22 protein-coding genes and 1 pseudogene are annotated in these 24,899 nt (G+C 67.7%); 12 read left to right on the top strand and 11 right to left on the bottom strand.

The genetic code is table 11. The features are described 5' to 3' along the window. The first annotated feature begins 7 nt into the window (after positions 1 to 7). A complete protein-coding gene (locus tag PMI12_RS07500) occupies positions 8 to 766 on the top strand; it encodes a 3-hydroxyacyl-CoA dehydrogenase (protein ID WP_007830663.1) in 759 nt (252 codons plus the stop codon). Here the strand turns inward: PMI12_RS07500 and PMI12_RS07495 are convergent. Continuing rightward, positions 714 to 1,661: a YihY/virulence factor BrkB family protein gene (locus tag PMI12_RS07495; RefSeq protein ID WP_007830662.1), complete on the bottom strand. Its 948-nt coding sequence runs from the start codon at positions 1,659 to 1,661 to the stop codon at positions 714 to 716. The two genes, PMI12_RS07500 and PMI12_RS07495, sit on opposite strands and share 53 nt — an antisense overlap. An 80-nt stretch (positions 1,662 to 1,741) precedes the next feature. Here PMI12_RS07495 and dnaG point away from each other — a divergent pair, with 80 nt between their 5' ends. Further along, on the top strand, positions 1,742 to 3,766 hold the full coding sequence (dnaG, locus tag PMI12_RS07490) for a DNA primase (RefSeq protein WP_007830661.1): 2,025 nt from the start codon (positions 1,742 to 1,744) through the stop codon (positions 3,764 to 3,766). Between the two features lie 123 nt (positions 3,767 to 3,889). Here the strand turns inward: dnaG and PMI12_RS29360 are convergent, their stop codons facing one another. Next, positions 3,890 to 4,222, bottom strand: a complete 333-nt coding sequence (locus PMI12_RS29360) for a hypothetical protein (RefSeq protein WP_235507901.1) — start codon at positions 4,220 to 4,222, stop codon at positions 3,890 to 3,892. On the opposite strand from PMI12_RS29360, the gene rpoD reads away from it, so the two are divergent. The 3 genes from rpoD to PMI12_RS07475 all read left to right on the top strand — a co-directional run bounded on the left by rpoD (position 4,215) and on the right by PMI12_RS07475 (position 8,880). After that, positions 4,215 to 6,401, top strand: a complete 2,187-nt coding sequence (gene rpoD / locus PMI12_RS07485; RefSeq protein WP_235507900.1) for an RNA polymerase sigma factor RpoD — start codon at positions 4,215 to 4,217, stop codon at positions 6,399 to 6,401. The genes PMI12_RS29360 and rpoD overlap by 8 nt on opposite strands. A gap of 101 nt (positions 6,402 to 6,502) precedes the next feature. Further along, entirely contained in the window at positions 6,503 to 7,738 is a 1,236-nt protein-coding gene (locus tag PMI12_RS07480; RefSeq protein ID WP_007830659.1) for a multidrug effflux MFS transporter, read from the top strand. A gap of 14 nt (positions 7,739 to 7,752) precedes the next feature. After that, positions 7,753 to 8,880, top strand: a complete 1,128-nt coding sequence (locus PMI12_RS07475; RefSeq protein ID WP_007830647.1) for an HPP family protein — start codon at positions 7,753 to 7,755, stop codon at positions 8,878 to 8,880. Positions 8,881 to 9,008: 128 nt separating this feature from the next. On the opposite strand, the gene PMI12_RS07470 is transcribed toward PMI12_RS07475, so the two are convergent. Genes PMI12_RS07470 through PMI12_RS07460 form a run of 3 tightly spaced genes read right to left on the bottom strand, consistent with a single transcriptional unit; the run spans position 9,009 to position 12,213 of the window. Further along, entirely contained in the window at positions 9,009 to 10,019 is a 1,011-nt protein-coding gene (locus tag PMI12_RS07470; protein ID WP_007830645.1) for a tripartite tricarboxylate transporter substrate binding protein, read from the bottom strand. Positions 10,020 to 10,060: 41 nt separating this feature from the next. Beyond that, the gene (locus tag PMI12_RS07465; RefSeq protein ID WP_007830643.1) at positions 10,061 to 11,269 is read right to left on the bottom strand and encodes a CaiB/BaiF CoA transferase family protein; all 1,209 of its coding nucleotides are present in this window, start codon (positions 11,267 to 11,269) and stop codon (positions 10,061 to 10,063) included. Next, positions 11,266 to 12,213 carry a hydroxymethylglutaryl-CoA lyase gene (locus PMI12_RS07460; protein WP_007830641.1) on the bottom strand — a complete coding sequence of 316 codons (948 nt, stop codon included), beginning with the start codon at positions 12,211 to 12,213 and terminating at the stop codon, positions 11,266 to 11,268. Before PMI12_RS07460 ends, PMI12_RS07465 begins: the two co-directional genes overlap by 4 nt. 100 nt (positions 12,214 to 12,313) lie before the next feature. Between PMI12_RS07460 and PMI12_RS07455 the strand changes: the two genes are divergently transcribed. From PMI12_RS07455 to PMI12_RS07445, 3 genes and pseudogenes are all read left to right on the top strand, one after another. Beyond that, entirely contained in the window at positions 12,314 to 13,216 is a 903-nt protein-coding gene (locus PMI12_RS07455) for a LysR family transcriptional regulator (RefSeq protein ID WP_007830639.1), read from the top strand. Positions 13,217 to 13,356: 140 nt separating this feature from the next. After that, positions 13,357 to 14,250, top strand: a pseudogene (locus PMI12_RS07450) (MBL fold metallo-hydrolase); the annotation flags it as partial. After that, complete coding sequence (locus tag PMI12_RS07445; RefSeq protein WP_007830637.1) at positions 14,244 to 14,900, top strand: DsbA family protein; 657 nt, start codon at positions 14,244 to 14,246, stop codon at positions 14,898 to 14,900. The pseudogene PMI12_RS07450 and the gene PMI12_RS07445, both read left to right, overlap by 7 nt. On the opposite strand, the gene PMI12_RS07440 is transcribed toward PMI12_RS07445, so the two are convergent. The 5 genes from PMI12_RS07440 to PMI12_RS07420 all read right to left on the bottom strand — a co-directional run bounded on the left by PMI12_RS07440 (position 14,897) and on the right by PMI12_RS07420 (position 19,534). Then, positions 14,897 to 15,601 (bottom strand): ABC transporter ATP-binding protein, encoded by a 705-nt coding sequence (locus tag PMI12_RS07440; RefSeq protein ID WP_007830636.1) that lies wholly within the window; start codon positions 15,599 to 15,601, stop codon positions 14,897 to 14,899. The genes PMI12_RS07445 and PMI12_RS07440 overlap by 4 nt on opposite strands. Further along, positions 15,594 to 16,355 (bottom strand): ABC transporter ATP-binding protein, encoded by a 762-nt coding sequence (locus PMI12_RS07435; protein ID WP_007830634.1) that lies wholly within the window; start codon positions 16,353 to 16,355, stop codon positions 15,594 to 15,596. Before PMI12_RS07435 ends, PMI12_RS07440 begins: the two co-directional genes overlap by 8 nt. Further along, the gene (locus PMI12_RS07430; protein WP_007830632.1) at positions 16,352 to 17,350 is read right to left on the bottom strand and encodes a branched-chain amino acid ABC transporter permease; all 999 of its coding nucleotides are present in this window, start codon (positions 17,348 to 17,350) and stop codon (positions 16,352 to 16,354) included. The genes PMI12_RS07435 and PMI12_RS07430 overlap by 4 nt, the downstream gene beginning before the upstream one ends. Continuing rightward, positions 17,351 to 18,223 (bottom strand): branched-chain amino acid ABC transporter permease, encoded by an 873-nt coding sequence (locus tag PMI12_RS07425; RefSeq protein ID WP_007830631.1) that lies wholly within the window; start codon positions 18,221 to 18,223, stop codon positions 17,351 to 17,353. It abuts the gene before it with no gap. Positions 18,224 to 18,361: 138 nt separating this feature from the next. Continuing rightward, on the bottom strand, positions 18,362 to 19,534 hold the full coding sequence (locus tag PMI12_RS07420; RefSeq protein ID WP_007830630.1) for an ABC transporter substrate-binding protein: 1,173 nt from the start codon (positions 19,532 to 19,534) through the stop codon (positions 18,362 to 18,364). A 277-nt stretch (positions 19,535 to 19,811) separates the two neighbouring features. Between PMI12_RS07420 and PMI12_RS07415 the strand changes: the two genes are divergently transcribed. From PMI12_RS07415 to PMI12_RS07405, 3 genes are read left to right on the top strand one after another with little or no spacing between them, the layout of a single operon-like run. Next, positions 19,812 to 20,933 carry a 5-methyltetrahydropteroyltriglutamate--homocysteine S-methyltransferase gene (locus PMI12_RS07415; RefSeq protein WP_007830629.1) on the top strand — a complete coding sequence of 374 codons (1,122 nt, stop codon included), beginning with the start codon at positions 19,812 to 19,814 and terminating at the stop codon, positions 20,931 to 20,933. A gap of 28 nt (positions 20,934 to 20,961) precedes the next feature. Next, on the top strand, positions 20,962 to 21,636 hold the full coding sequence (locus PMI12_RS07410; RefSeq protein WP_007830628.1) for a glutathione S-transferase family protein: 675 nt from the start codon (positions 20,962 to 20,964) through the stop codon (positions 21,634 to 21,636). A 30-nt stretch (positions 21,637 to 21,666) separates the two neighbouring features. Then, entirely contained in the window at positions 21,667 to 23,046 is a 1,380-nt protein-coding gene (locus PMI12_RS07405) for a phospholipase D-like domain-containing protein (protein ID WP_007830626.1), read from the top strand. Here PMI12_RS07405 and PMI12_RS07400 read toward each other — a convergent pair. Continuing rightward, positions 23,024 to 23,695: a TetR/AcrR family transcriptional regulator gene (locus tag PMI12_RS07400; RefSeq protein ID WP_007830625.1), complete on the bottom strand. Its 672-nt coding sequence runs from the start codon at positions 23,693 to 23,695 to the stop codon at positions 23,024 to 23,026. The genes PMI12_RS07405 and PMI12_RS07400 overlap by 23 nt on opposite strands. A gap of 103 nt (positions 23,696 to 23,798) precedes the next feature. Between PMI12_RS07400 and PMI12_RS07395 the strand changes: the two genes are divergently transcribed. Then, on the top strand, positions 23,799 to 24,809 hold the full coding sequence (locus tag PMI12_RS07395; protein ID WP_007830624.1) for an HlyD family efflux transporter periplasmic adaptor subunit: 1,011 nt from the start codon (positions 23,799 to 23,801) through the stop codon (positions 24,807 to 24,809). The last annotated feature ends 90 nt before the right edge of the window (positions 24,810 to 24,899 follow it).

The following is a 24,899-nucleotide window of genomic DNA, read 5'->3' as shown; positions in this document are numbered from 1 at the left end:
ACTCTCCATGCAGATCGACGGCAAGGTTTTTATCGTGACCGGTGGCGCTTCGGGCCTCGGCGAAGGCACGGCGCGCATGCTGGCGGCCAACGGCGCCAAGGTGGTGATCGCCGACATGCAGGCTGACAAGGGCGAAGCCGTTGCCAGGGAAATCGGCGGCGTGTTCGTCAAGTGCGACGTGAGCCAGGAAGCCGACGGCCAGGCCGCGGTGGCCGCCGCGCTCAAGCTCGGCAAGCTGGTCGGCCTCGTCAATTGCGCCGGCATCGCACCGGCCGAGAAGACGGTAGGCAAGAACGGCCCGCACGCGCTGGCCGTGTTCAGCAAGACCGTCACGGTCAACCTGATCGGCAGCTTCAACATGATCCGCCTGGCGGCCGACGCCATGGGCAGGAACGAGCCCGAAGCCACCGGCGAGCGCGGCGTGCTGATCTCGACCGCCTCGGTCGCGGCCTACGACGGCCAGATCGGCCAGGCCGCCTACAGCGCCTCGAAAGGCGGCGTGGTCGGCATGACGCTGCCCATTGCCCGCGACCTCGCACGCAGCGGCATCCGCAACATGACCATCGCCCCCGGCATCTTCGGCACGCCCATGCTGTTCGGCATGCCGCAGGAAGTGCAGGATGCCCTGGCCGCCAGCGTGCCCTTCCCTTCCCGCCTGGGCACGCCCGAGGACTACGCCAAGCTGGCGAAGCACATCATCGAGAACGACATGCTCAACGGCGAGGTGATTCGTCTGGACGGAGCGATTCGATTGGCTCCCCGCTGAGAGCGGATTTGGGCGGCTTCGTGCTGCCGGTGCGGTCCAGGCGCTCGTAGTTCGCGATCACCTGGGCGCCCAGCAGCACCAGCGTGGCGGCGATCTCCAGGCTCAGCAGCACCACGATGGCCGTGGTGAGCGAGCCGTAGACCACATTCACCTGCGACAGCGTCGAGAAGTACCAGATCAGCACGCGCCGCGTGGCCTCCCACAGCAGCGCGGCCGTCACGCCGCCCAGCAGCGCATGGCGCAGCGACATGCGCCCGGCCGGCATCACGAGGTAGAGCGAAGTCAGCATGAAGATCTCGCCGCCCAGCCCCAGCAGGTACAGCAGCAGCCCCGAAACACCCGACAGCGACCAGCTGCGCCCCAGCAGGTCGACGCTTTCCTGCCCCACCAGTTGCAGCGCGCCCGACACCAGCGTGACGAGCAGCAACCCGACGCACAGGCACAGGATGTAGACATAGGGCATGGCCACCGATACCAGGAAATGGCGTTTGTGGTCCGCCTTGCGGTGGTGAAAGATCACCGCCATGGCACTTTCGAGCACGCTGAAGGCCAGGGAGCTGAAGAAGATCATCGTCACCAGCAACACCGGCCCCAGCACGTCGCGATGGTCCAGGAAGCTCGACAGCTCGGCCACGATGGCTTTCGACTGCCCCGGAAGCAGCCATTCGAGGTACCGCCCGATGGTGCGCAGCAGCTCGGCCTGCTCGATGACGTGCGACAGGGCGATCACGCTCACGATCAGCAGCGGCACGATGGACAGCAAGGCGTAGTACGCCACTGCCCCCGCGAGCAGCAGGCCCTGGTTGGCGCGAAATTCCTTGAGCGCGTCCCAGGCGAACCGCAGGGGGTGGCGCAGCAGCGGCGCGATGTGTTGCAGGGGTTTGGGCATCGTCATGCGTGATCCGGTCGCTTTCAGTATGCCGCCGGGGCGCGAGGCTTCGCCCGCTTGCGTATGATTTGCCGCTCTTCGCCTACATGACCATCCCCGCTTCATTCATCCAGGAACTCATCGCACGCGCCGATGTGGTCGAGATCGTCGGCCGCTATGTGCAGCTCAAGAAGGCCGGCGCCAATTTCATGGGCCTGTGCCCGTTCCACGGCGAGAAATCGCCCTCCTTCTCCGTCAGCCCGACCAAGCAGTTCTATCACTGCTTCGGCTGCGGGGTGCATGGCAACGCCATCGGCTTTCTGATGGAGCATGCCGGCATGGGCTTCGTCGAGGCGGTGCACGACCTGGCCGGCCAGTACGGCCTGCAGGTGCCGGAAGACGACGCCTCCCCCGCCGAGCGCGCCCGCGCCGCCAGCCAGCGCCAGAAGCAGGCCACGCTGAGCGACGTGCTCGAAAAGGCCGGCGACGCCTACCGCAAGCACCTGCGGCAGGCGCCCGGCGCCATCGAATACCTGAAGGGCCGGGGGGTGTCGGGCGAAGTGGCCAAGCAGTTCGGCATCGGCTATGCGCCGGCCGGCTGGCGCGCGCTCGCCAGCGTGTTTCCCGACTATGACGACCCCCTGCTCGCCGAGAGCGGGCTGGTGATCGTCAACAACGAGGAAGGCCAGCTCAGCGAGGCCGAGGCCAAGCGCTACGACCGCTTCCGCGACCGCGTGATGTTCCCGATCCGCAATGTGAAGGGCGAATGCATCGGCTTCGGCGGCCGGGTGCTGGGCGACGAGAAGCCCAAGTACCTGAACTCGCCCGAAACGCCCGTTTTCAGCAAGGGCCGCGAGCTCTACGGGCTCTACGAAGCCCGCGCCGCCTTCCGCGACCGCGGCTATGCGCTGGTCACCGAAGGCTACATGGACGTGGTGGCGCTGGCGCAGCTCGGTTTTCCGAACGCGGTGGCCACGCTCGGCACGGCCTGCACCACGGAGCACGTGCAGAAGCTCTTCCGCTTCACCGAATCGGTGGTGTTCAGCTTCGACGGCGACGCCGCGGGCCGGCGCGCTGCGCGCAAGGCGCTCGACGGCGCGCTGCCCTACGCCACCGATGTGCGCAGCATCAAGTTCCTGTTCCTGCCGGCCGAGCACGACCCCGACAGCTTCATCCGCGAGCACGGCGCCGAGGCTTTCGCCCGCTTCGTGAACGAGGCAACGCCGCTGTCGCGCTTCATGCTCGAAGCCGCCCGCGAAGGCTGCGACCTGACTTCCGCCGAGGGCCGCGCCCACATGACGAGCAACGTGCGCCCGCTTTGGAGCGCCATGCCCGACGGCGCACTCAAGCGCCAGTTGCTGAGCGAGATCGCAACGCTGGTGCAGCTCGATGCGGCGGCGCTGTCGGATCTCTGGGCCTCCACACCCGGCCCGCGCAAGGCCGGGGGCGCACCGGCGCCGCAGCGCCACAGCGAGCCCTCGGGCTTCAGCGGTGGCGACAGTGATGACTACTACCCGGACATGCCCCCGCCCCAGGACTACGAACCGCCTCGCTATGAAAGCGATAGCAAGCCCAAGTTCCAGCAGCGCGGCAAGTTCACCAAGGGCAAGCGCTGGGGCGGCAAATTCGAGGAACCCATCGAGCCCCTGCGCGGACGCGGCGCCCCGCCCAGCCGCCCCGACGTGGCGGTGCGGCTGCTGCTGTCGAACATGGCGCAGTGGGAAGCCCTGTCGCACGAGCTTCACCTGATGCTCTGCGAACTGCCCGGCCATCACGGTGCCCTCTTCACCTGGCTCGACAGCCAGCTGCACGAGCACGGTGTCCAGCCCTGGGCAGCCCTGCGCGAAGGCCTGCGCGGACTCGGCTTCGAGCCGCTGGCCGAGCGGTTGATGTCCGTCTCCGAAGCCGGTCCCATCCCCGAGGGCGAAGAAGCGCAGCACCTGGCCGACGCCGCCCGCGAACTCGCCAGCGTGCTCGATTTCATGCTCGACGACCGCCTCAAGGCCCAGCAGAGCGAAGCCATCGCGGCCGTCGGGAAAGACCCGAAAGCCCTGGAGCGCTACAAGGCGCTGGAGACCCGGCGGCTCGAATTGCGCGCCCGCCTGCGCGCCTCGGGTTCAGAAACTGCTTGAAATTTGCGCAACACGCTATAATGTAGGGCTTCGCAACTGGCGAAATTAGGCAAGAGCGACAGCAGCACCTCCGGGCCGACCCCTAGCGCAACGCACTCCAACGGTAAATTCCGGCGGAAAGGGTCAATAACCGCAAGGACTGCATACCAAATGTTCGCCCGACATCTTGCCTGCTGAGGAATTCATTCCTCTTTCCCAATTGTTTTTAGTCCGTGCCTGTGCACGGGCTGTGGTGGCGCTGTCCGTGTGACGGTGCGCCTGTGATTTCGCTTGTTCTTTCTTGCCGTAACGAGGTCGTATGCCCAGTTCAAAGAAGCCTGCTCCTTCACTTGCCAAAAGCGTCGCCACCAAGCCCGCAGCAGAGAAACCGTTGAAAGCCGGCGCGAAGCCGGCAACCAAGACGGCCGCCGCCGCATCCAGATCGGCAGCCGCAACGAAAGTGAAAACCGTGCCCACGAAATCGACCTCTCTCGACGATCCCAAAAAAGCAGCCGCCCCGGCAGCCAAGAAAGTCGGCCGCCCGCCCAAGGCCGCCGGTGCCGCCACGCCTGCCACCGGCGCCAAGCGCGGCCGCAAGCCCAAGGCTGACAAGGATGCGCCCGAGAACGACATCGACCTGTCGGACATCGAGGAAGATCTGGCCGGCGACGAGCCCGCGGCTGCCACGACCACCGAAGAAAAGGTCAAGCCGCTGCGCATGAAGATCAGCAAGGCGAAGGAACGCGCCTTGATGAAGGAATTCGGCCTCGACGAGACCGTGCTCTCCGAAGAAGACCTGGCCAAGCGCCGTTCGCGCCTGAAGACCCTGATCACGCTGGGCAAGACGCGCGGCTACCTCACGCACGGCGAAATCTCCGACCACCTGCCCGACAAGCTGGTCGACGCCGAGACCATGGAAGTCGTGGTCACCATGCTCAACGACATGGGCGTGGCGGTGTACGAGCAGACGCCCGACGCCGAAACCCTGCTGCTGAACAACACCGCGCCCACCGCCACCACGGTGGAAGAAGCCGAGGAAGAAGCCGAAGCGGCCCTGTCCACGGTGGACAGCGAATTCGGCCGCACCACCGACCCGGTTCGCATGTACATGCGCGAGATGGGCACGGTCGAGCTGCTGACGCGCGAAGGCGAAATCGAAATCGCCAAGCGCATCGAAGGCGGCCTGATGGCCATGATGGAAGCCATCTCGGCCTCCCCTGCCACCATCGCCGAGATCCTGCGCCTGGCCGCCGAGATCCGCGAAGGCAAGGTCGTCATCTCGACCATCGTCGACGGCTTCTCGAATCCCAACGAGGCCGACGACTACGTGGCCGAAGAAGACTTCGACGAATTCGACGAGGAAGACGACGATGACGGCAAGGGCGGCTCCAAGGCCCTGACCAAGAAGCTCGAGGAACTCAAGCGCGAAGCGCTCGAGCGCTTCGACCGCATCGCCGGAATGTTCGAGAAGGTCCACAAGATCTACGACAAGGAAGGCTACGGCACCCCCGCGTACGTCAAGGCCCAGGAGGCCCTGTCCGCAGAGCTGATGACCATCCGCTTCACGGCCAAGACCATCGAGAAGCTGTGCGACCTGGTGCGCACGCAGGTCGACGACGTGCGCAAGAAGGAGCGCGAGCTTCGCCGCATCATCGTGGACAAGTGCGGCTTCCCGCAGGACGAGTTCATCCGCGACTTCAGCGGCTACGACAAGAACGGCAACCGCATCGCGTCGAACCTCCTGAACCTCAAGTGGGTCGAGAAGCAGGCCGCCGCCGGCAAGCCCTGGAGCGCCGTGCTCGCGCGCAACATTCCGCCGGTGCAGGAACTGCAGCAACGCCTGACCGACATCCAGTCGCGCGTGGTGGTGCCGCTGACCCAGCTCAAGGACATCAACAAGCGCATGAACGAAGGCGAATCGTCTTCGCGCGATGCCAAGAAGGAAATGATCGAGGCCAACCTGCGCCTCGTGATTTCCATCGCCAAGAAGTACACCAACCGCGGCCTGCAGTTCCTGGACCTGATCCAGGAAGGCAACATCGGCCTCATGAAGGCGGTCGACAAGTTCGAATACCGCCGCGGCTACAAGTTCTCGACCTATGCGACGTGGTGGATCCGCCAGGCCATCACGCGCTCGATCGCCGACCAGGCGCGCACCATCCGCATCCCGGTGCACATGATCGAGACGATCAACAAGATGAACCGCATCTCGCGCCAGCACTTGCAGGAGTTCGGCTTCGAGCCCGACGCCGGCATCCTGGCCGCGAAGATGGAGATCCCGGAAGACAAGATCCGCAAGATCATGAAGATCGCGAAGGAGCCGATCTCGATGGAAACCCCCATCGGCGACGACGACGATTCGCATCTGGGCGACTTCATCGAGGACAGCAGCAACACCGCGCCCATCGAGGCCGCCATGCAGGCCGGCCTGCGCGACGTGGTGAAGGACATCCTGGACTCGCTCACGCCGCGCGAAGCCAAGGTGCTGCGCATGCGCTTCGGCATCGAGATGAGCACGGACCACACGCTGGAAGAAGTCGGCAAGCAGTTCGACGTGACGCGTGAGCGCATCCGCCAGATCGAGGCCAAGGCGCTGCGCAAGCTGAAGCACCCGAGCCGCTCCGACAAGCTGCGCAGCTTCATCGATACTCTGTAATCCGGGTTCCCTGAAGCCACAAGCGCCCGCCTCGCCCCTCACCGGGCGGCGGGCGCTCTCTTTTGGGAGCCGCACACGACAAGAAGAATGGAGCAACTTCCATGAATCCCGATGCAGACAAACTCTGGCAGGCCCCGCGCTGGGCGCTTGCCGTGCTGCTCGCAGTGCTCGGCATGCTCGGGCCCTTCTCCATCGACACCTACATCCCGGCCTTCTCGGGCATTGCGCGCTCCATCGGTGCCACGCCGGCCGAGATGCAGCAGACGCTCTCGGCCTACCTGTTCGGCTTCGCGTTCATGAACCTGTTCCACGGTGCGCTGTCGGACAGCTTCGGCCGCCGGCCTGTGGTGCTGTGGGGACTGGCCGTGTTCACGCTCGCCTCGCTGGGCTGCGCGCTGTCGCAGAACATCACGCAGCTCGTGCTGTTCCGAGGGCTGCAGGGCCTCTCGACCGGCGCCGGCATCGTGGTCTCGCGCGCGGTGATCCGCGACATGTTCCCGCCGGCCGAGGCGCAGCGGGTGATGAGCCAGGTGACGATCTACTTCGGCGTGGCCCCGGCCATCGCACCGATCATCGGCGGCTTCCTGTTCGTGCACGCGGGCTGGCATGCGGTGTTCTGGTTCCTGGTGGCGGTGGGCGTGGTGCTGTTCGCCGCCAACTACAAGCTGCTGCCCGAGACGCTGCACAAGGACCACCGCCAGCCCTTCCAGGTGCGGCACCTGCTGCGCGGCTACTGGGACCTGTGCTCCGATCCGCGCTTCCTGCTGCTGGCCTTTGCCAGCGGCGTGCCCTTCAACGGCATGTTCCTCTACGTGCTGGCCGCGCCCGCGTTCCTGGGCGACCACCTCGCGCTGCAGCCGCAGCAGTTCTTCTGGTTCTTCCTGCTGACGATCGGCGGCATCATGCTCGGCGCGCGCGCCAGCGGCCGCATGGCCGGCAAGGTGGCGCCCAAGCGGCAGATCCGCGACGGCTTCGTCATCATGCTGGCGACCTCGGTGGTCAACGTGGTGGCCAACACCTTCTTCGAGGCGCACGTGGCCTGGGCGCTGTGGCCGCTCGCGGTGTTCGCCTTCGGCTGGGCGCTGATGGTGCCGGTGGTCACGCTGCTGGTGCTCGACCTGCACCCGGAGCGCCGCGGCATGGCCTCGTCGCTGCAGGCGGTGATCGGCTCCACCGCCAACGGCGTGGTGGCCGGCGCGGTGGCGCCGCTGGTGATGCACTCGACGCTCGCGCTGGCGCTGACCTCCATGGGCATGCTCGGCATCGGCCTGGTCGCATGGGTGTGGCTGCATGGCCGCTGGCCCGAGATCGGGCGCCTGGTGGCTCACGAAGGCTGAGGACGGAGGCTGCGATGCGGTTCGAGGCACTCCTGAATCATGCGCGCGCCTGGCTGCCGGGCCGCACCACCGTCGATGCGCGCGAGCGGCTGCGCGCGGTTGCGGGCGCCGGCCTCGGGCTGCTGGTCACGGCGCTGCTGTGCCGGTGGCTGGCCGGCCCGCTGGCCGCGACCGTCTGGCTGATCGCACCGCTGGGCGCCAGCGCCGTGCTGGTGTTCGCGGTGCCGGCGAGCCCGTTGGCGCAGCCGTGGTCGGTCATCGGCGGCAACACGCTGTCGGCGGTGGTCGGCATCGCGGCCGTCAACTGGATTCCCGACTCCGCGCTGGCCGCCGCCGTGGCCGTGGCGGGCGCCATCGGCCTGATGTTCAGCGCGCGCTGCCTGCATCCGCCCGGCGGCGCCGCGGCGCTGCTGGCGGTGCTGACGCACACCGCGCATTTCTCGTCCGCCCTCTTCCCCTTCTTCACCAACTCGCTGCTGCTGGTGCTGGCCGGCGTGGCCTACAACACGCTCACCGGGCGGCGCTACCCGCACGTGCAGGTGGTGCGTCCGCCCGCGGCCGATGCGCGCTTCAGCCAGGCCGACATCGACGCGGTGCTGGCCCGCTACAACCAGGTGCTCGACATCAGCCGCGACGACCTCGAATCGCTGATCCGCGAAACCGAACTCGAGTCGTACAAGCGGCGCCTCGGTACGCTGACCTGCGCCGACATCATGTCCAGCGTGCCCATCTCGGTGGAGTTCGGCACGCCGCTGCAGGAAGCCTGGGCGCTGATGCACGAACGACACATCAAGGCCCTGCCCGTCACCGACCGCACGCGCCGCGTGGTCGGCATCGTCACGCAGGCAGACTTCTTCCGCCAGCTCGACCTGCAGCACCACGACGGCATCGCCGGCAAGCTGCGCGACCTGATCCGCGCCACGCGCACGGTGATGTCGAACAAGCCCGAGGTGGTTGGCCAGATCATGACGCGCCAGGTGCGCGTGGCCAGCGCCGACCGGCCCGTGGTCGACCTGGTGCCGCTGTTCTCCGAGGGCGGGCATCACCATATCCCGATCATCGACGGCGAGAAGCGGTTGACGGGGATGATCACGCAGTCGGACTTCGTGCGGGCGTTGTACCGCGCCGTCGGGCCGGCTTGATTTTTCCTCGTCCCCTGCCGGGGGAGGTCGGGGTGGGGGGCACGACGGCATCGACCACGACGCAGCGCCTCGTCGACGGCCGCCAGCCCCCATCCCAGCCTTCGCCAGAGGGGGAAGGAGCAAGGCCCTTACTCCAGCACCACGTTCGCTTTCTTCACCAGCGCCGCATAGCGCGCGGCCTCGCTGCGGAAGTAGCTCGCGGCCTGCTCGGGCGTCGTGGGCCTGACGACGTTGCCCTGCTTGTCCATCGCCTCGCGCACTTCGGGGCTCGCGAAAGCGGCGGCCACCGCATCGTGCACGCGCTGCACGTCGGCCGCCTGCATCTTCGGCGGGCCGATCACCGCGAACCAGCCTTCGACCGCGTAGTTCGGCAGCCCCTGCTCCGCGATGGTCGGAATCTCCGGCGCTGCCGGCGAGCGCGTCGCGCCGCACAGGCCGATGGCGCGCAGCGCACCGCTCCGGATGTGCTGCTGCACGGCCGGCAGCGCGACCACGCCCATCTCGACCTGCCCGCCGATCATGTCGGTCACCATCGGCCCGGTGCCCTTGTAGGGGATGTGCCGCGCCTTCACGCCGGCCTCGTCCATGAACATCTCGCCGGCAAGATGGATGATGGTGCCGTTGCCCGACGAGGCGTAGTTGTAGCCCTCGGGTTTGGCGCGCAGCAGCGCCACCAGCTCCTTCACGTTCTTCGCGGGCACCTTCGGGTTCACCAGCAGCACCAGCGGCGTCGCGCCCACCACGCTGATCGGCGTGACGTCGTTGATCGCGTCGAAGGGCATCTTCTTGAACACCGCCGGATTGATGACGTGGTTGTTCGACACCATGCCCAGCGTGAGTCCGTCGGGCGCGGCCTTGACGATGGCCGCCGCGCCGGTGATGCCGCCCGCACCCGGCAGGTTCTCGATCACCACCGGCTGGCCGAAGGCCTTGCCGAGCGCGGGCGCCGCCGCGCGCACGATGGTGTCGACGCCCGAGCCGGCGCTGATCGGCAGGATGAAGCGGACGGGCTTGTCGGAGCCCTGCGCGAGCGCCGGGCGCGCACCCATCGCGGCCACCGCGGCGGCGCACGCGCCGAGGCCGAGCACCGCGCGGCGGTTCAGGCGATCCAGGTTCGTCGAGGGAAGTGTCTTCGTCATGGTCTTGTCTCTCTTTATGTTTCGGGAAAAGGATCGCAGGCTCAGGCCACTGCCGAATCGGCGAGCAGGGCGTCCACCTGCTCGCGTGCATAGCCCAGTTCGGCCAGCAGTTCGCGCGTGTGCTCGCCGAGCGTGGGCGGATTCAGGCGCACGCCGAGGCGCTCGCCGCCGAGCGTGATCGGGAACAGCGTCGTCTGCGCCGTTTCACCGGCACGCTCGCCGTCGGGCAGGCGGATGTCCACGAGCCCGCCGGTGGCCTTCAGGTGCGGGTCTTCGTACAGGTCTTCCGGCCGCGTGATCGGCGCGAACGGCAGGCCCTTGGCCTCGAAGATCGCCGACAGTTCCGCCGCCGAACGATCGGCCAGGCGCTGGCGCAGATCGGCCAGCAGCGTGGGCCGCAAACGCACCCGGTCGTTGTTGGTGCGCAGGGCCGGGTCGGCCTTCAGGTCGTCGAAGCCGAGCGCGTCACAGAAGGTCTTCCACTGCGCGTCGCTCACCGCGGCCAGGAAGATCTGCTCGCCGTCCTTCACGGTGAACACGTCGTACAGCGCCCACGCCGAGATGCGCTCGGGCATCGGCGCGGCGGCCTGCCCCGTGATCGCGTACTGCAGCATGTGCTGGCCGACCAGGAACACGTTGTTCTCGAACAGCGCAGACTGCACCTCCTGCCCCTTGCCGGTCTCGGCGCGCTGCATCAGCGCGGCGATCGCGCCGATGGCGCCGAACATGCCGCCCATGATGTCGTTCACGCTCGTGCCCGCGCGCAGCGGGTCGCCGGGGCGGCCGGTCATGTAGGCGAGGCCGCCCATCATCTGCACCACCTCGTCGAGCGCAGTGCGGTGCTCGTACGGGCCGGGCAGGAAGCCGGTGTGGTTCACGTACACGAGGCGCGGGTTGAGCTTGCCGAGGGCGGCATAGCCCAGGCCGTACTTGTCCATGGTGCCTGGCTTGAAGTTCTGCGCCACCACGTCGGCCGTGGCGCACAGGCGCAGCGCGGCCTCGAGCCCCTCGGGCTTCTTGAGGTCGAGCGCAATGCTCTTCTTGTTGCGGTTGAACATGGGAAAGAAGCCAGCCCCCGCACCCAGCAGGTGCCGCGTGCGGTCGCCCTCGATCGGCTCGACCTTGATGACCTCGGCGCCCAGGTCCGCGAGCACCATGCCGCAGGTCGGCCCCATGACCATGTGCGTGAACTCGACCACGCGGATGCCAGCCAGCGGCAGGCGCTTTTCTTCGGTGCCTGCGGTGCTCATGCCGCGACCCCCGCCGTGGCCGCGAAGGTCTTTGGAAAGCCCGCGCGCCATACCGTGCCCTGCAGCGTTTCGCCTTCGAGCCAGCCCGCCACGCGCTTGCGCAGCTCGAGCAGCTTCGGCAGATCGACGCCCGTCGCGACGCCCATGCTCTCGAGCATGAAGACGAGGTCTTCGGTGTCGACGTTGCCGCTGGCCCCGGGCGCATGCGGGCAGCCGCCGATGCCGGCGAGGCAGGCGTCGAAGCGCGTCACGCCGACTTCCAGCGCCGCGTAGACATTGGCCAGCCCGAGGCCGCGCGTGTCATGGAAGTGGCCGCACCACAGTCGGTCGCCCGCAATGCGCAGCGCGCGCTCGAACAGGCTGCGGACCATCGCCGGATCGGCATAGCCGACGGTGTCGGCAAGGCTCACGCGGTCGGCGCCCGCGTCGAGCAGCGCCTGCATCAGCCGCAGCACTTCGTCGGCGTCGACGTGGCCCTGGAGCGTGCAGCCGAAGGCCGTGCCCACGCCGCCGTCGATGAGCGTCTTCGAGCCCGCCGCATCGCGCGCGGCGCGGATGCGGCCCACCTCGGCCACCACCTCGTCGGGCGTCTTGCGCAGGTTGGCGAGGCTGTGTGCGTGGCTGGCCGAGAGCGGCACGATCATCAGGTCGGCCTCGCCCGCGATGGCGCGCTCCGCGCCCTTCAGGTTGGGCACCAGCACCGAGGCGAAGAGCCCGGGCAAGGTCTTCGCATAGGCCAGCAGCTCGGCCGTGTCCGCCAGCTGCGGCAGCAGGTGCGCCGGCACGAAGGAGCCGACTTCGATCTCGCGCTGGCCGGCCGCATGCGCGTCGCGGATCCATTCGAGCTTGCGTGCGGTGGGCAGCACGCGGGCAATGCTCTGCAGGCCGTCGCGCAGGCCCACTTCGCGAACGACCGCGCATGGCGGCAGGAAGGGGTGAATCAAGACTTTGTCTCCGTCGTGAGGGTACGGCGTGAATATTAGAAGTTCCGATTCGACCCAGAAGGTATATTTTGGAAGCCATTTGCTTCCGAAACGGAACACCATGAGAGACCTCGACCTCACCACCCTGCGCCTGTTCGTCGCCGTCTGCGAAACGCGCAGCATCGCGCGCGCCGGCGAGCAGGCCAGCATCGTCGGCTCGGCCATCAGCAAGCGGCTGGCCCAGCTCGAAGAAACGGTGGGCACGCCGCTACTGCTGCGCAAGCGCCGCGGCGTGGTGCCGACGCCGGCCGGCGAAACCCTGCTGGAGCACGCCCGCGCGATGCTCGGCAGCGTGAACCGCATCGAGCGCGACATGGCCGCCTATGCGGGCGGCGCTCGCGGGCACGTGCGCATCCTGGCCTCGGCCTCGGTCATGGCCGAGTCGCTGGCGGAAGACGTGGCGGGCTTTCTGAAGGACCCGGCCCACCGCAACATCCGCGTCGACATGGAAGAGCGCGTGAGCCCCGAGATCGTGCGCGGCATCCGCGAGGGCAGCGCTTCCATCGGCCTGTGCTGGGATGCCGCCGACCTCGACGGCCTGGAACGGCGCAACTACCGCTCCGACCACCTCGCCATCGTCGCGCACCCGTCGCATCCCGTCGCAAGGCACGAGCACGTGCGCTTCGAGCAGGTGCTCGACCACGAATTCGTCGGCATGCCGGCGCTGAGCGCCGTGCAGTTGATGCTGGCGCGCGAGGCGGCGGTGGCGGGCAAGCCGCTGGTGTACCGCGTGCTGGTCTCCAACTTCGACGCGGCACTGCGGGTGGTGCGAGCCGGGCTGGCGATCAGCGTGGTGCCGGCGGAGGTGGCGCGGCCCTTCACCGATGCCTTCGGCCTGCGGCTGATGCCGCTCACCGACGCGTGGGCGCGACGGCGTTTCGCGATCTGCTTTCGCGGCGAGGCGGCGCTGTCGCCGTCGGCGCAACTGCTGGTCGCGCACCTCGAGAGATGCGCCACGGACTGACGACCCGGAAGCTCATTCGGCCGAAATCCGAAACTATTCGTTGTGAATCATCAGGTTTTTGTTTCGATTCTCGCAACCTAACATTCGGGGCATTCAGCGCTGTCACCTCTTCGCATCACACATTCAGAAAGATCGCCGCCATGTTCCGCAGAGCCCTCCTCTCCGCCGCTGCCCTCGCCACCACGCTGAGCCTCGCCCCGCTTGCCGCGCAGGCGGCCCAGCCGCTCAAGCTCGACGTCTACAACCCCGGCACGAAATCGATGTTCCCGGTCTCTTCGGAAATCGTCACGGGCCAGACCGACGCCGTGCTGATCGACGCCCAGTTCCAGCGCAACGACGCCGAGGCGCTGGTGCAGAAGATCAAGGCCACGGGCAAGAAGCTCACCACGGTCTACATCAGCCACAGCGATCCCGACTACTACTTCGGCCTCGATGTGATCCAGGCCGCCTTCCCCGACGCAAAGATCGTCGCCACGCCGCAGACCGTGGCCGCGATCCAGGCCTCGAAGGACGGCAAGCTCGCGCACTGGGGCCCGATCCTCAAGGACAACGCGCCCAAGGCGCTGCTCGTGCCCGAGCCGCTGGCCGGTGACAGCCTCACGCTCGAAGGCCGCAAGATCCAGGTCGTCGGCCTCGACGGCCCCACGCCCGAACGCACCTTCGGCTGGATTCCTTCGCTGAAGGCCGTGGTCGGCGGCATCCCCGTCTCGGCCAACATCCACGTGTGGGTGGCCGACACGCAGACGCCCGAATCGCGCCAGGAATGGATCAAGACGCTCGGCCGCATCGAGGCACTGCACCCGAAGACCGTGGTGCCCGGCCACTACCTGCCGAATGCCAACGGCTCGGCGCCGTACACGCTGGCCTCTGTGAAGTTCACGCGCGACTACCTGAAGGCCTTCGAAGTCGAAGCCGCCAAGGCCAAGGACTCGGTCGCGCTGATCGCCGCGATGAAGAAGCGCTACCCGAAGCTGGAAGGCACTTCGTCGCTGGAACTCGGCGCCAAGGTCATCAAGGGAGAAATGAAATGGCCGCAGTGAACGACACCATCACCCTGCACTACATCTTCGACCCGCTGTGCGGCTGGTGCTACGCCGCGGCGCCGCTGGTCGACGCGGCGCGCAACGTGCCGGGCCTGCAGGTCGCGTTCCATGGCGGCGGCATGATGACCGGCGCCAACCGCCGCGCGATCACGCCGCAGTGGCGCGAGTACGTGATACCGCACGACCGGCGCATCGCCGAGATGACGGGCCAGCCCTTCGGCGAAGGCTACTTCGAAGGACTGCTGCGCGACACCGGCGCGGTGATGGATTCCGAGCCGCCGATCACCGCCATCCTCGCGGCCGAATCGCTGCGCTCAGGCGGTGGGCTGGACATGGTGCATCGCCTGCAGCGTGCGCACTATGTCGAAGGCCGACGCATCGCCGACGCGCAAGTGCTGAAGGCGGTGGCCGCGGAACTCGGTTTCGATACCGAAGCCTTTGCTGCAGCCGTCGAGCGCCTGGCGGGAGAAGCGACCGCGCAGCACATCGCCGAAAGCCGCCAGCTGCTGCAACGTGCGGGCGGCCAGGGATTCCCGACCTTCGTGCTGACGCGGGCCGATGGCAGCGCCAGCCGCATCGAGATCGGCCCGTGGCTGGGCCGTGCCGAAGACTGGAAGGCGCGTCTCGCGGAACTCGTCTAGCGCGCCACGCCCAGCAACCGGTCCAGCACCTGCGGCTGGGTGCGCAGCGCCGCGGCGCTGTCCTTGTGCACGATGGTGCCGTGGTCCAACACCACTGCTTCGTCGGAGATCGCGAGGATCGCCTGCGGATGCTGCTCCACGATGATCGCGGCCAGCCCCTCGTCCTGCGTGATGCGGCGGATGGCGCGCAGCAGCTCTTCCACAATGATCGGCGCGAGCCCTTCGAGTGGCTCGTCGAGCAGCAGCAGCTTGGGGTTCAGCACCAGCGCGCGGCCCACGGCCAGCATCTGCTGCTCGCCGCCCGACAGCTGCGTGCCGAGGTTGGTCTTGCGCTCTGCGAGACGCGGGAACATCTCGTAGACCCGTTGCGGATTCCACTTGCCCGGCCGTTCCACGGCCGTGAGGTTCTCGTGCACGGTGAGCGACTTGAAGATGTTGCGCTCCTGCGGCACCCAGCCGATGCCGGCTGCCGCGCGCTGGTGCGGCGCCAGCTTGTGCAGCGCCTGTCCGCTCAGCGCGATGCTGCCGCCATGCTGGCGCGTAGCGCCCGCGAGCGTATTGATCAGCGTGGTCTTGCCCGTGCCATTGCGGCCCAGCAGCGCCAGCGTCTGGCCCTCGCCGAGCGCAAACGCCACGTCGTGCAGCACCACGGCCTCGCCGTAGCCGGCACTCAGGTTCTCGATGCGCAGCAGCTCAGACATGGGCGGTTTCTCCGTGGCCCAGATAGACCTCTTTCACCTTGGGATCGTTGGCGATGGTTTCAGGGTCGCCCTCGGTCAGCAGCGTGCCGTTGACCAGCACCGTCATGCGGTCGGCAAAGCTGAACACCAGGTCCATGTCGTGCTCGATGAGCAGCACCGACACGTCGGCCGGCAGCGCGGCCACGGTTTGCAGCAGCTCCTCGCGCTCGCCGGCGGGCACGCCCGCCACCGGCTCGTCGAGCAGCAGCACGCGCGGCTCGCAGGCCAGCGCGATGGCGATCTCCAGCAGGCGGCGCTTGCCATAAGCCAGGTGCTTCACCTGCTGTTGTGCCACGTCGCTCAGGTGGAATTGCTCGAGCAGTTGCGTCGCGCGCTCGGCGATGGCCTTGCTGGCGCCCAGCGGACGCCACCATTGCGCGCCGATGCCCTGGTGCTGCGACACCACGAGCGCCAGCGTTTCGAGCGGCGTCATCGAATCGAACAACTGGTTGATCTGGAACGTGCGCACCAACCCGCGCGCCACGCGCTTGTGCGGCGCGAGCGTCGTGATGTCTTCGCCCAGCAGCGTGATGCGGCCTTCGGTCGGCGTGAGCACGCCCGTGAGCTGGTTGATCAGCGTGGTCTTGCCCGCGCCGTTGGGGCCGATCAGCGCATGGCGCGCGCCGCGCTTGAGCTCCATCGACACGTTGTTGGTGGCCGTGATGCCGCCGAAGCGCATCACGAGGCCGTGGGTGGAAAGAACGGTGTCGCTCATGCCGCTCCACCCTTCTTCTTGCCGGCGCCGAACCACGTCCAGGGCTTCAGCAGCCGGTCGCGCCCGACCAGCACCAGCAGCACCAGGATCAGGCCGATCCAGAACATCCAGTACTGCGGCGTCACGGCCGACAGCCAGGTCTGCAGCAGCTTGAACACGATGGCGCCCGCCACGCCGCCATAGAGCCAGCCCACGCCGCCGATGACGAGCATCAGCAGCACGTCGGCCGAGCGGTCGAAGGCCAGCACGTCGAGCGAGGCGAAGCCGGTGGTCTGCGCCAGCAGCGCGCCCGCGGCTCCGGCGATGCCGGCTGCCACGGTGTAGATGACCGCAAGGCGCGACACCACCGGGATGCCGATGGCCATGGCGCGCAGCCGGTTGTCGCGAATGGCCTTGAGCGTCGCGCCGAACGGCGAATGCACCAGCCGGCGCATCAGCAGGAACAGCAGCAGCATCACGGCCAGCGAATACCAGGCGGCCGTGCGGCCGTACAGGTCGAAGTCGAACAGGCCGAGCACCGGTCCCATCACCACGCCCTGCAGGCCGTCGGCACCGCCGGTCAGCCAGTCGAGCTTGTTGGCGAGTTCGAGCAGCAGCAGCGCGGTGCCGAGCGTGACCATCAGGCGCGTGAGGTCGCTGCCGCGCAAGATCGTCACGCTGGCGACGAGGCCCAGCAGCGCGGAGAGCACGGTGGCGACCACGAGCCCCACGGTCGGGTCGGGCATCACGAGCTTGGCGAACAGCGCCGCCGCATACGCGCCGAAGCCGAAGAAGGCGGCATGGCCCAGCGACACGATGCCGGTGTAGCCGAGGATCAGGTCGAGCGACATCGCAAACAGCGCGACGATGGCGATCTCGTTGATCAGCAGCGAGTGCGAAGGCATCACGAGCGGCAGCGCGAAGGCCGCGGCCCAGACGACGAACTCGAGCGAGTGCCAGCGCGCCTTGCGCAGCAGGGCCGACTGGAAATCGGTCGCAGAAGAAGGCGTGCTCATTCAGCGCCCCCCTTTGCGGGTGAACAGGCCCTGGGGCCGCCACATCAATATGAGGATCATCAGCAGGTAGACGGTGAACGCACCCATCTTCGGAATGAAGTACTTGCCCGCCACGTCGGCAATGCCCAGCAGCAGCGCCGCCGCGAGCGGCCCGGTGATCGACGAGGTGCCGCCGACCGACACCACGATCAGGAAATAGATCATGTACTTGAGCGGGAAGGTCGGGTCGAGCCCGAGAATTTCCGCGCCCAGCGCACCGCCCAACCCCGCGAGCCCGGAGCCCACGGCGAAGGTCAGCAGGAACACGATGTTCACGTTGATGCCCAGCCCCGCCGCCACGCGCGGGTCGTCGACCGCCGCGCGCAGCCGGCTGCCGAAGCGCGTCTTCGACAGGATGAGCTGAAGCACCACCGTGAGCACGGCGCACACGCCGATGATGAAGAGCCGGTAGTGCCCCATGCCCAGCAGCAGCGCGCCGTCGCCGATTTCGGTACGGCCGCGCAGCCACTCGGGCAGCTGCACGTTCTGCTGCGACGATCCCACGAAGTAGTCGATGGCCGCCACGGCCATGAAGGCGAGGCCGATGGAAAAAAGCACCTGGTCGAGGTGCGGCTTGCCGTACATCGGCCGATAGAGCGTGCGTTCGAGCAAAGCCCCGGCCAACGCGACGACGATGAACGCGAACGGCAGGCAGGCCAGAAACGGCAGGCCCAGCTTCTGCATCGCGAACACGGTGAGGTACCCGCCCGCCATGGCGAAGGCGCCGTGCGCGAGGTTGATGAAGTTCATCAGCCCGAGCGTCACGGCCAAGCCGACGGCGAGCACGAAGAGCAGCATGCCGTAGGCGATGCCGTCGAAAAGAATGGTCAACATATCAGCGATTCACCAGCTTGCCGCGCGCTGCGGTCTCTTCGGGAAACACCGAGGAACCGGCTTTGCCGGGCCTTTGGTGTCGCCCCCGGTAGGGGGAAGGCGAAGCGACACGAAGTGCGCGCAGCCTGGGGGCGAGCATTATTTAGCTTTTCCCGGATCCTTCACGCCCTTGATCACGTCGAACTCGACGTTGTAGAGCTGTCCGTCCTTCTTCTCGACCTTGCGCAGGTACACGTCCTGCACGATGTCGCGCGTCTGCGCATCGATCAGAACCGGGCCGCGCGGGCTCTCGAAGACCTGGCCCTTCATGGCCGCCAGCAGCGCTTCGCCGCCGCCCTGGCCCTTGGTGGTCTTGAGCGCTTCGTAGATCACGCGCATGCCGTCATAGCCGCCCACGGCCATGAAGTTGGGGCGCATCTTGGGGTTGGCCTTCTGGAAGGCCTCGACGAACTTCTTGTTCATCGCCGAGGGGTGCGCGGCCGAGTAGTGGTGCGAGGTGACCACGCCCAGCGCGCCGTCGCCCATGTCGTTGAGCTGGTCGTCGTCCGTCACGTCGCCGGTGGCGATCATCTTGATGCCGGCCTTGTCCATGCCGCGCTCGAGGAACTGCTTCATCACGGCCGCGCCCGCGCCCGAGGGCACGAAGACGAACAGCGCGTCGGGCTTGGCGTCGCGAACCTTCTGCAGGAACGGGGCGAAGTCGGGGTTGCGCAGCGGCACGCGCAGCTTCTCGAGCACCTTGCCGCCGTTGAGCTGGAAGCGCTCGCTGAAGAACTTCTCGGCGTCGTTCCCGGGACCGTAGTCCGCCACCAGCGTGACGACTGTCTTCACGCCGTTCTTCGGCGCCCAGTCGCCCATGGCCACCGACACCTGCGGCAGCGTGAAGCTCGAACGGATGATGTAGGGCGAAGCTTCGGTGATGCTCGACGTGGCGGCGGCCATCACCACTTCAGGCGTCTTCGACTGCGTGGCGATCGGCGCCACGGCCAGCGCCAGCGGCGTGAGGCCGAAGCCGGCCAGCACGTTGACCTTGTCGTTCACCACCAGTTCCTGAGCCAGGCGCTTGGTGACGTCGGGCAGGCCGGTGTCGTCCTTGACGATCAGCTCGACCTTCTTGCCGGCCACGGTGTCGCCGTTCTGGGCCATGTAGAGGCGCGCGGCAGCTTCGATCTGGCGGCCGGTGGAGGCCGACTGGCCCGTCATCGGCAGGATCAGGCCGATCTTGAACTTGTTGTCCTGGGCGCTGGCCAGCGACATTGAAAGCGCTAGCGCCGACAGGGCGGCGGTCTGGATGAGATGGCGTCTTTGCATGGTTTTTCCTTTGAGGGGCGGAACGCGAACCCGGGCTATTTTCAACACTTTGCAACACCCGGCGGAGCTGGCAATCACCTAGCGGTCTCCGACGGGATTCTTTGTTGCGCGATAACCAGATGAACCGCGCGATCATCGCGCATGGCAGCTTCCGCCTGCGTGCGTGCCGGCTGTCGGCGCAGTAGGCGCAGCCGGGCCGGGTCGTTTGATTCAAGCCGCCGATGTTTCGAAGGCGATACGATGTTCCGCTCGTTCCCCCATCACGACGGAGTCATCCATGTCCCAGCACGCCGCCTTGCCCGCCCGCTACGACCACGTGGGCAGTTTCCTGCGCCCCAAGTACCTGCTCGAAGCGCGCGAGCAGAAGGCCAAGGGCGAGATCACGCCCGAGCAGCTTCGCCTGGTCGAAGACAAGGCCATCACCGAGATCGTCCGCTTCCAGGAAGACATCGGCCTGAAGAGCATCACCGACGGCGAGTTCCGCCGCACCTACTTCCACATCGACTTCCTCGACCAGCTCGGCGGCGTGAAGACCGACATTCCGGTCACCATCCGCAAGCCCGACGGCACCGAGGAACTGGCGCCGCCCGCGATGCGCGTGATCGACAAGGTGCGCCACGTGAAGGACATCCAGCTCGCCGACTTCCAGTACCTCAAGAGCCAGGTTTCGGCGGGCCGCACGCCGAAGGTGACCATCCCCTCGCCGACCATGCTGCACTTCCGCGGCGGCCGCGCCGGCATCAGCAAGGAACACTATCCCGAGCTCGACCCGGTGTTCTACGACGACGTGGCCAAGGCCTATGGCGACGAGCTGCGCTCGCTGGCTGCAGCCGGCTGCACCTACGTGCAGATGGACGACACCAACCTGGCCTACCTGTGCGACGAGCACATGCGCGAAGCCGCCCGCAAGCGCGGCGACGACCCCAACGAGCTGCCGCACCGCTACGCCGCCTTCATCAACAAGGTGGTCGCGCAGAAGCCGCCGGGCATGCTGCTGGCCATGCACCTGTGCCGCGGCAACTTCAAGAGCACGCACGCAGCGGCCGGCAACTACGAACCGGTGGCCGAGGCGCTGCTGAAAGAGATGGATCTCGACGCCTACTTCATGGAATACGACGACGCCCGCTCGGGCGACTTCAAGCCGCTGCGCTACCTGCCCAAGGGCAAGACCGTGGTGCTCGGCCTCGTGACCACCAAGTTCGGCGAGATGGAAGACAAGGACGAGCTCAAGCGCCGGATCGAAGATGCCACCAAGTACGCCCCGCTCGAACAGCTCGCGCTATCGCCGCAATGCGGCTTCTCCAGCACGGTGCACGGCAACAACATCGCCGTGGAAGCGCAGCGCGCCAAGCTGCGCCTCGTGGTCGAGACTGCACAGGAAGTCTGGGGCTCGACCTGAAGCGCCATTTCTGTTGAAGTCGGGGCCCATGACGATTCACATCTACTCCGGCCCCCTCAGCATGTTCGGCGCCAAGGTCGAGATCGCGGCGCGCGAAAAAGGCCTTGCCTTCGAACTGGTCATGGTGCCGTTCATCGAGGGCGACGCCTACGAGCCCAAGCACCCGGTGGTGCTGCGGGTCAACCCGGTCAAGCAGCAGGTGCCCGTACTGACCGACGAGATCGACGGCGGGGTCGAGCTGTTCGACTCGACGCAGATCTTCGAATACCTCGAAGACCGCTACCCCGCCCCTGCGCTGTGGCCCGAGGGCATCGCCGAACGGGCCCGCGCACGGCAGCTGGAGCAGAAGTCCGACGAGGTCTTCTTTCCCAACGTCATCAAGCTCTTCGGCCTGCAGCACGACATGCACAGCGCCGCGGCGATCGCGGCCTGCGCCGGCTGCGCGCGCTTCTATGAAGAAATGGAAGGCCTGCTGGCCACGCGCGTGTACCTCGCCGGCCCCTACTCCTTCGCCGACATCGCCTTCTACATGGCCTGCGTGTTCGCCGACCGCAAGGGCGCCGGCATGACCGACGCCACGCCGCGCCTGCTGGCCTGGCGCACACGCGTGGGCGACCGCCCCGCGGTGCGCGCGGTGGTCGACCCGATGATGCGGTTCCTGGCCTCGCAGGGGCGCGGCGTGCCGGCCTTCCTCCAACGCTGAAGGCCGGCGGCGCTGAGGCATCATCGCTCCATGCCGATCACAGGGTTCGACTGGCTGCCCTCCCCTTCGCAGCATTTCCTCGTCGTCACTTTCGCATTGCTGGTCTACGTCCTGACCACGCGCGCGCGCCGCGAGCAGCGCGCACCCACCACGGCCATCGCCTGGGTCATGGGGCTGGTGCTGATGCCCTATTTCATCCTGCCGATGTACCTGCTGTTCGGCCAGCGCAAGCTGCGCCCGGCGGGCTCGCCGCGGCCGCCGCGCTCGGTGCCGCCGGGCCACTGGGCGGCCGACCTGATCGAGAGCTTCGGCCTCGCTCCGCCGGGGCGCTGCGCGATCCGCATGCATGCCGAAGGCGAGGCCGCGCGCGAGGCGCTGTGGCAGGTGATCGACGGCGCGCGCGAGCGCATCGACGTGTGCACCTTCATCATCGGCGACGACCCACTCGGCCATGCGGTGATCGAGCGGCTCGCCAGGCGGGCGCGCGAGGGGCTCAAGGTGCGGGTGCTGCTCGACGGCTTCGGCGCGCTGTCGCTGCCGCGCCATCACTTCGACCGGCTGCGCGCGGCGGGCGGCGAGGTGGCGGTGTTCCGCCCCTTCTTCAGCCTGCGCCGCATCGGGCCGCGCAACCTGCGCAACCACCGCAAGTTCACCATTGCCGACGACAGCTGGCTCTGGTCGGGCGGGCGCAACCTCGCGGGCGAGTATTTCACCGGCAACGACAAGCATCCCGAGGCCTGGTACGACCTGTCGTTCGATCTGCGCGGCAGCGTGGCCGCGGCGGCGGCGCGCCAGTTCGACCACGACTGGACCTCGGTGCGCAGCCGCAAGGCCCGCGCCATCACGTGCGACGACGTTGCCGAGGGCCCGGGCACGGCCATGGCCCAGTTCCTGCCGAGCGGCCCCGACCAGACTGAGGACACGGCGCATGCCTTGCTGATCGACGCGTGCTTCCGCGCCGAGCAACGCATCCTCGCGATCACGCCCTACTTCGTGCCCGGCGACGGCCTGCGCGACGCACTGCGGCTGGCCGCGCGGCGCGGCGTGCAGGTGACCATCGCGATGCCGGCGAAGTCGAACCACCGACTGGCCGACTTCGTGCGCGCACGCGCCATGCGCGACCTGGCACGCGCGGGCGTGAGCTTTCGCATGCTCCCGTTCATGGCGCACGCCAAGGCCGTGGTGGTGGACGACGAACTCGCCATCTGCGGCTCCATCAACCTCGACCTGCGCAGCCTGCTGCTGAATCACGAGGCCGCCGTGGTGTTCTACGGCCAGGACCACATTGACTGGCTGGCCGAGTGGATCGAGACCACCGCGTCGGCCGGCGAACCCTACCGCGCGCGGCGACCGGGGCTGCTGCGCGACGTGGCCGAGGGGCTGCTGCTTACCGTCGCTTTCCAGCTGTAGTCGGCTCGGCGGCCTTGGCGTCCTTTGCCACGGCGTCGAGCCCGGCGAGCACGTAGCGCATCAGGTCGTCCGCCAGCGCCTGCGTGTCTTTCAAGGCCGGCAGCACCTTGCTGCTCAGGTCCTTGGGCGCCACCGTCATCACCAGGCACGGCAGCACCGTGAGCAGCAGGCTGCGCTGCACCGAGGGATGGTCGCCGGGCAAGCCCATGATCTCGCCGATGATGCCGCGCAGCAGCTTGGCCTTGGGCAGCACCGCCCGCTGGATCATCGCCGGCATGGCCGGCGACGGCGACAGCGCCTCGCGCAGCACCACCCGGAAGCCCCACGGCGCCTTCGGCTGCGCGCTCATCTCGACCATGTGCGTGAGGAAGGCGCGCAGCTTGAGCCGCGCATCGGTGGACTCCATGGACAGCGCCATCAGCTCGTCGAGGCTCACCAGTTGCCGGTGCGCCTCGATCAGCACCGCCTCGTAGAGCCCGTCGCGGCCGCCGAAGTGGTAGTTGATCGCGGCCATGTTGGTGCCCGCGCGGGTGCAGATTTCCTTGCTGGTGCTCTGCGCGAAACCCTGCGCCGCGAACAGCCGCCCCGCGGTCTCGAGGATGTGCAGGCGCGTGGTGTTGCCGTCGGTGCGCGGAGTGCGGGTTGCCATTCCTCGAGGCTAACCCAAACGAAAAAATACTTCAAATTCAAATTTCAATTTGATAACATCACACAGGGCCGGGGACAGAAGCAGCCTCGTCAGGACACACACCATGAACAGGAAACCGCTTATCGCCATCGCCGCCGTGGCAGTCATCGCGGCAGCAGGCGGCTGGTGGTACGCGCACCGCTCGGCCGCGCCCTCCGACCAGCTCGTGCTGTACGGCAACGTCGACCTGCGCCAGGTCTCGCTGGCCTTCAACGCCAACGAGCGCGTGGCCGAGCTGACGGTACGCGAAGGCGACCGCGTGCGCGCCGGGCAGGTACTGGGCCGGCTCGACACCCGCTCGCTGGTGCTGCGCGCGGCGCAGTCGCAGGCGCGCATCGGCGTGCAGGAGCAGGTCCTGCTGCGCCTGAAGACCGGCAGCCGCCCCGAGGAGGTGGCGCAGGCCGGCGCCCAGGTGGCCGCCGCGCAGGCCGATGCCGATCTGGCGCAGCAGCAGCTCGCGCGCCTGCAGGCCATCGGCGCCACCACGGCCGGCCGCGCGGTGAGCCAGCAGGATCTCGACAACGCGCAGGCCAGGCGCAAGGTGGCGCTGGCGCAGCTCGACAACGCGCACAAGGCGCAGCAGCTGGTTGTCACCGGGCCGCGCAAGGAAGACATCGGGCAGGCGCAGGCCCAGCTCGAATCGGCCCGCGCCGAACTCGCACTCATGAACCACCAGCTCGCGGAGGCCGAGCTCAAGGCGCCCATCGACGCCGTCGTGCGCGCCCGGCTGCTCGAACCGGGCGAGATGGCCTCGCCGCAGCGCCCGGCCTTCACGCTCGCCATCACCGATCCCAAGTGGGTGCGCGCCTACGTGGCCGAACCCGACCTCGGCCGCGTGCGCGCCGGGCAGGAGGCCCGCGTGAGCACCGACAGCCAACCCGGCGAGGCCATCGCGGGCAAGGTCGGCTACATCTCGTCGGTGGCCGAGTTCACGCCCAAGACGGTGCAGACGGAGGAGCTGCGCAGCAGCCTCGTCTACGAGATCCGCGTGATGGTCGACGACAAGGAGGACCGGCTGCGGCTCGGCATGCCGGCCACGGTGCGGTTGCAGCTGGCTTCGACGGGCAGGCCCTGAATGACCGTCCTTCTTCCCGCATTGCTCCCTCCCCCGCTGGGGGAGGGCTGGGGTGGGGGCAGACGGCGTACCCGTCGAGCGCTCTGCCTG

The organism is Variovorax sp. CF313 (assembly GCF_000282635.1).
Lineage (GTDB): Bacteria > Pseudomonadota > Gammaproteobacteria > Burkholderiales > Burkholderiaceae_C > Variovorax.
This window is presented reverse-complemented; position numbering and strand designations above follow the sequence as displayed.

What these genes read in the sequence shown, in the direction of transcription:
- PMI12_RS07500 (WP_007830663.1), top strand. Translation starts at nt 8, where the DNA reads ATGCAGATCGACGGCAAGGTTTTTATCGTGACCGGTGGCGCTTCGGGC.
- PMI12_RS07495 (WP_007830662.1), bottom strand. Translation starts at nt 1,661, where the DNA reads ATGACGATGCCCAAACCCCTGCAACACATCGCGCCGCTGCTGCGCCAC.
- dnaG (WP_007830661.1), top strand. Translation starts at nt 1,742, where the DNA reads ATGACCATCCCCGCTTCATTCATCCAGGAACTCATCGCACGCGCCGAT.
- PMI12_RS07480 (WP_007830659.1), top strand. Translation starts at nt 6,503, where the DNA reads ATGAATCCCGATGCAGACAAACTCTGGCAGGCCCCGCGCTGGGCGCTT.
- PMI12_RS07475 (WP_007830647.1), top strand. Translation starts at nt 7,753, where the DNA reads ATGCGGTTCGAGGCACTCCTGAATCATGCGCGCGCCTGGCTGCCGGGC.
- PMI12_RS07470 (WP_007830645.1), bottom strand. Translation starts at nt 10,019, where the DNA reads ATGACGAAGACACTTCCCTCGACGAACCTGGATCGCCTGAACCGCCGC.
- PMI12_RS07465 (WP_007830643.1), bottom strand. Translation starts at nt 11,269, where the DNA reads ATGAGCACCGCAGGCACCGAAGAAAAGCGCCTGCCGCTGGCTGGCATC.
- PMI12_RS07455 (WP_007830639.1), top strand. Translation starts at nt 12,314, where the DNA reads ATGAGAGACCTCGACCTCACCACCCTGCGCCTGTTCGTCGCCGTCTGC.
- PMI12_RS07445 (WP_007830637.1), top strand. Translation starts at nt 14,244, where the DNA reads ATGGCCGCAGTGAACGACACCATCACCCTGCACTACATCTTCGACCCG.
- PMI12_RS07440 (WP_007830636.1), bottom strand. Translation starts at nt 15,601, where the DNA reads ATGTCTGAGCTGCTGCGCATCGAGAACCTGAGTGCCGGCTACGGCGAG.
- PMI12_RS07435 (WP_007830634.1), bottom strand. Translation starts at nt 16,355, where the DNA reads ATGAGCGACACCGTTCTTTCCACCCACGGCCTCGTGATGCGCTTCGGC.
- PMI12_RS07430 (WP_007830632.1), bottom strand. Translation starts at nt 17,350, where the DNA reads ATGAGCACGCCTTCTTCTGCGACCGATTTCCAGTCGGCCCTGCTGCGC.
- PMI12_RS07425 (WP_007830631.1), bottom strand. Translation starts at nt 18,223, where the DNA reads ATGTTGACCATTCTTTTCGACGGCATCGCCTACGGCATGCTGCTCTTC.
- PMI12_RS07420 (WP_007830630.1), bottom strand. Translation starts at nt 19,534, where the DNA reads ATGCAAAGACGCCATCTCATCCAGACCGCCGCCCTGTCGGCGCTAGCG.
- PMI12_RS07415 (WP_007830629.1), top strand. Translation starts at nt 19,812, where the DNA reads ATGTCCCAGCACGCCGCCTTGCCCGCCCGCTACGACCACGTGGGCAGT.
- PMI12_RS07410 (WP_007830628.1), top strand. Translation starts at nt 20,962, where the DNA reads ATGACGATTCACATCTACTCCGGCCCCCTCAGCATGTTCGGCGCCAAG.
- PMI12_RS07405 (WP_007830626.1), top strand. Translation starts at nt 21,667, where the DNA reads ATGCCGATCACAGGGTTCGACTGGCTGCCCTCCCCTTCGCAGCATTTC.
- PMI12_RS07400 (WP_007830625.1), bottom strand. Translation starts at nt 23,695, where the DNA reads ATGGCAACCCGCACTCCGCGCACCGACGGCAACACCACGCGCCTGCAC.
- PMI12_RS07395 (WP_007830624.1), top strand. Translation starts at nt 23,799, where the DNA reads ATGAACAGGAAACCGCTTATCGCCATCGCCGCCGTGGCAGTCATCGCG.